Here is a 4173-nt window from a genome sequence, read left to right as displayed (position 1 = left end):
GGTGATTTGAGCGTGAATCTTGGCTACTTTGATTCTTGCCTTTTCTCGATTATTTGAGTCTTTTTTCTTCCTAGAAAGGCTTTTTTGGGCCTTTCGCAGTCTCCGATAATGCTTTTTAAAATGCTTGGGATTAGACACTTTATCGCCATCGCTGGTAATCACGAGGCTACTAATTCCTAAGTCAATTCCAATGGCTTTATCTGTTACTGGTAAAGGCTTAATCGTTGGGTCATCAAATCTAATTGAGATATGCCAACGTCCAGAAGGATGTAATCTGACTGTTACTGTACTTGGTTCGCATCCGTCTGGTATTTGTCTTGACCATCGAATAGGTAAAGGTTCTGTGCATTTGGCTAAATAGATTTGTTTGTCTTTGAACTTAAAAGCAGATTTAGTAAATTCGGCACTTCCTCCTTGATGTTTTTTCTTAAAGTTAGGATACTTAGTCCGACCAGCAAAGAAGTTAGTAAAAGCTGTTTTTAGGTGTCTTAACCCTTGTTGTAAGGGTACACAGCTAACTTCGTTTAAAAACTCTAATTCTTCTTGCTTTTTCCAATCAGTTAGCATTGAAGAAGTTTCAGTATATCCTACTCTTTCTTGCTTTTCGTACCATGCTTGTGTTCTGAGATGGAGAGCTTTATTGTAAACTAATCTTACACAGCCCAATGTGCGCCGCAATAGCGACTCTTGTGTTGGTGTGGGGTAAAATCGAAACGAATAGGCTTTTTCCATGTCTCACATTTTAGCATATATTTCGTAAATGTGCTAATATTTAACAGTAAAGCCGTCGTAGAACGACGGGGTTTCAGACCCAAATTTTCGATGATCAACAGTAATCACCAACAAGCGATCGAGCTAATGTTAGCATCGGGAGACTATAATCAGTTATTGTTATTTTGTCAGCAAGCGCTGGCGGTTCATCCGGAAGTGACTGATTATTATCCCTATCTGGGATTAGCTTATCTGCTGCTAGAGCAGCAAGCAACAGCGCAAGAAATTTGGTTATTTTGGCTGTTACAATCAGAGTCCAGTCAGGATTTAATTGTGCTGCTCAAAAAAGAGATAATTAGAAATCTTGATTGCTGGCAGTTTGGCCAAGCTAAATTAATCTATCTTCAGTGGCTAGAATTAGAGGAAATAGAAGGGGATGAAGAGATAGAAAATTATGCCCTGACTGCGATAAACTCCTGTCTTCAAGAGGTGCAAGAGGCAATTAATCGGCGAGAATATACTTTAGCTGAGGACTTTTACTTAAGAATTTTATCTTGGCGTGAACAATTAGCTTACATCTGGCACGATTTAGGATATTTATACTATATAATTAACCGACTAACAGAATCTTTTAACTGTTTGGCACGAGCCATCAACTTAGAGGAAAATCAAGCCTTATATCATTATACCATGGCCATGGTGCTAGAAAAACAATCACGTTCAGATACAGCTTTATCAGCTTATCAAAAAGCGATTGATCTCAAGGCTAATTTTGTCGATGCTTATAATAAACTGGGCAATTTATTTTATCGATTAGGGCAGCTAGAGTCAGCCGAAAAATTCTATCAGCAGGGAATTAATAACCAGGCAGATTTTTATCCTTTCTATATCAATTTAGGCAATGTCTATTTAGTTAAACAAGCTTGGACAGAAGCAAAAAATGCTTATAAAACAGCCCAACAAATGGCAGGAGATAGACGAGAAATTAGTCAAAATCTCTCCCTTTGGGAAATTCTGCAAGCTGACCAAAAAAGAGCGAATCTTTATTCAGGTGATTATTTTTATCAAAGAAAAATCTATCAATTAGCATTAAACTATTATCAAAAATTATTAGCAATTAAAATAGAGGACAGCAATTTTTATTTAAATTGCGCCCATTGCCATCTCATTCTTAAAGAAGAAAAACAAGCTTTAGAAGTGTATAAAAAAGGCATTAACTATCATCCAGAAAATATTGATTTACATTTGCGCCTAATTTGGTTACTACAAAATAATTATCCGATCAAGGTGGCAATTCAAGCAACTAAATCGGCTTTAGAGTATCTTCCCGATCACCCATCCCTGAAGTTAGAATTAATGCGGTTAATGCCGATAGTTTACACAACTCAAGCAGATATTATGCTATATCGATCAAACTACGAGAAACGGTTAGATAATATCTTGTCCAATCTTGATTTAACCACTAATAATCAACAACAGGAGGCGTGGAAAAGTATTGGATTAAGAACTAATTTTTATCTTCAATATCAAGCGGAAAATGATTTAGAACTACAAAAAAAATATGGAGAATTAGTTTATAAAATTGCCTCGGTTAACTTTCCCAATTGGGTAAAAAACCTAACCATGCCTACGGGAAAAATTCGCCTTGGCTATATTTCTGCTCACCTGCGTCATCACACAGTAGCGAAACTCTTTCAAGGATGGTTGCAGTGGCGAAATCGAGAGCAATTTGAAATTTACTGTTATGGAATAGATATTAATAACACCTGTGATAATTTTACGAGAGAATATCAAGAGCAAAGTGATTATTTTTATCAGTTTGATAATTTAGTTAATATGGAAAAAATTGCTCAAAATATTTTAGATAATCAGTTACATATTCTCGTTTATTTAGATATTGGTATGGATGCTCGTACTACCCAACTAGCAGGATTGCGTTTAGCTCCAGTACAATGTGTAACTTGGGGACATCCAATCACCTCAGGATTACCAACCATTGATTATTTTATCTCCAGTGAATTAATGGAACCCACGGAGGGAGATAATCACTACAGTGAAAAATTAATTCGCTTATCCAATTTAGGTATTGCCTATGCTAAACCCTCGCTTCCTCCCCAGAGAAAAACTCGTTTAGAGATGGGATTAGCCGAGGATAAAATCATCTACTTAAACTGTCAAAGTTTATTTAAATATCTGCCAGAAAATGACGATATTTTTCCTAGAATTGCCCGACAAGTTCCCCACAGCCACTTTATTTTTATCTGTCATCGTAGCGAATTTGTGACCCATTGCTTTCAGTCGAGATTAAGTCAAGCTTTTAATAGGTATGGACTCAATTGGCAAAATTACGGGGTAATGATGCCACAATTAGAACAAAATGATTATTTTCAGCTTAACTTATTAGCAGACATCTATTTAGATAACTTAAGTTGGTCGGGAGGAAATACCACCCTCGAAGCAATTGCCTGTCAGCTTCCAGTTGTTACCTGTCTGGGGGAATTTATGCGCGGACGACATTCCTATGCTATCTTGAAAAAATTAGGCATAACCGAGACAATTGCTACCGATAAAAATCACTATATTGAAATTGCTATCCGTTTAGGTTTAGATAATCAATGGCGACAAACAATCAAAGATTATACTAAAATGAATATCGATACAGTATTTAACGATCGAACCTCCGTAGAAAGTCTAGAAAGATTTTATCAATCTGTAGTAGGAGAAGGTAAATAAAACTTTAGGGTTACATAGGGTTTGCGGCAAAAAGTTTGTTGGGGTGTGGGGTATGGGGAAGAGAACCACATAAAGTTCATTTTGTCAAGGATTTAAGATACTCTTACCCTGTGTTTAATCCTCTTTCCCAAGAATGATAAGGAGTAGTAAAATAAAAATCTGCTCCTAGTTTCTGACTCAACTCTTGATGTCCACAAAATTCTTTGACCTTGTCACAAGGGTCGGTTTTTCTTTTGTCAGGGGGAATCTCTTGGAAAAGTTTTTCGGTGACAAGGGTTGATGTCCGATGCGGTTTTGTTCTTGGCCAATGCTGCCACGCTCCGGAATCGCGCCACGCTTATTTTTCGCTCCGCTTCGACTCTTTCTTTTTCCTCGTCTGGCCCTATAGGTATTCTTGATGCTCTCGGCTCTTCGGTTTGTGTTATGCAATGGACGGGGGTTATAAGGGATGGAACACTTATATAGAAAGGCATTTAGCGATTTTTGTCAATTATTTTCGATCTAGAGCGAACTAATCAATTAAGTCTTTTACCAGATAAGGATTTAGTCGATTTATGCCCCCATATCGAACCATACCAAGTAACGAAGAACCAAATTACTTTTTTTACAATATTTAGGGTTTGCTGAATAAATCTAAAAACCTTACAGGAAAGGGCTTTTAGCTTGATTGAGAGCTTCCCAAATGCACTTAAATCTGCTAGAATCTCTTAAAACCCTTGCATCACCCTT

2 protein-coding genes and 1 pseudogene are annotated in these 4173 nt (G+C 37.0%); 1 reads left to right on the top strand and 2 read right to left on the bottom strand.

All coding sequences use genetic code 11. From position 1 onward, the window contains the following. The coding region (locus EWV60_RS05740; protein WP_287231524.1) for an RNA-guided endonuclease InsQ/TnpB family protein at positions 1-732 on the bottom strand (732 nt) is incomplete at its 3' end. A 90-nt stretch (positions 733-822) separates the two neighbouring features. On the opposite strand from EWV60_RS05740, the gene EWV60_RS05735 reads away from it, so the two are divergent. Then, a complete protein-coding gene (locus tag EWV60_RS05735; protein WP_287231522.1) occupies positions 823-3444 on the top strand; it encodes an O-linked N-acetylglucosamine transferase, SPINDLY family protein in 2622 nt (873 codons plus the stop codon). Between the two features lie 112 nt (positions 3445-3556). Here EWV60_RS05735 and EWV60_RS05730 read toward each other — a convergent pair. After that, positions 3557-3761: pseudogene (locus EWV60_RS05730) on the bottom strand (IS30 family transposase); the annotation flags it as partial. Between the last annotated feature and the right edge of the window lie 412 nt (positions 3762-4173).

The organism is Microcystis sp. Msp_OC_L_20101000_S702 (assembly GCF_007095705.1).
Classification (GTDB): Bacteria; Cyanobacteriota; Cyanobacteriia; order Cyanobacteriales; family Microcystaceae; genus Microcystis; species Microcystis ichthyoblabe_A.
The sequence above is the reverse complement of the archived record's forward strand: the minus strand, read 5'-3'. Positions and strand labels throughout refer to the sequence as shown.

What these genes read in the sequence shown, in the direction of transcription:
- EWV60_RS05735 (WP_287231522.1), top strand. Translation starts at nt 823, where the DNA reads ATGATCAACAGTAATCACCAACAAGCGATCGAGCTAATGTTAGCATCG.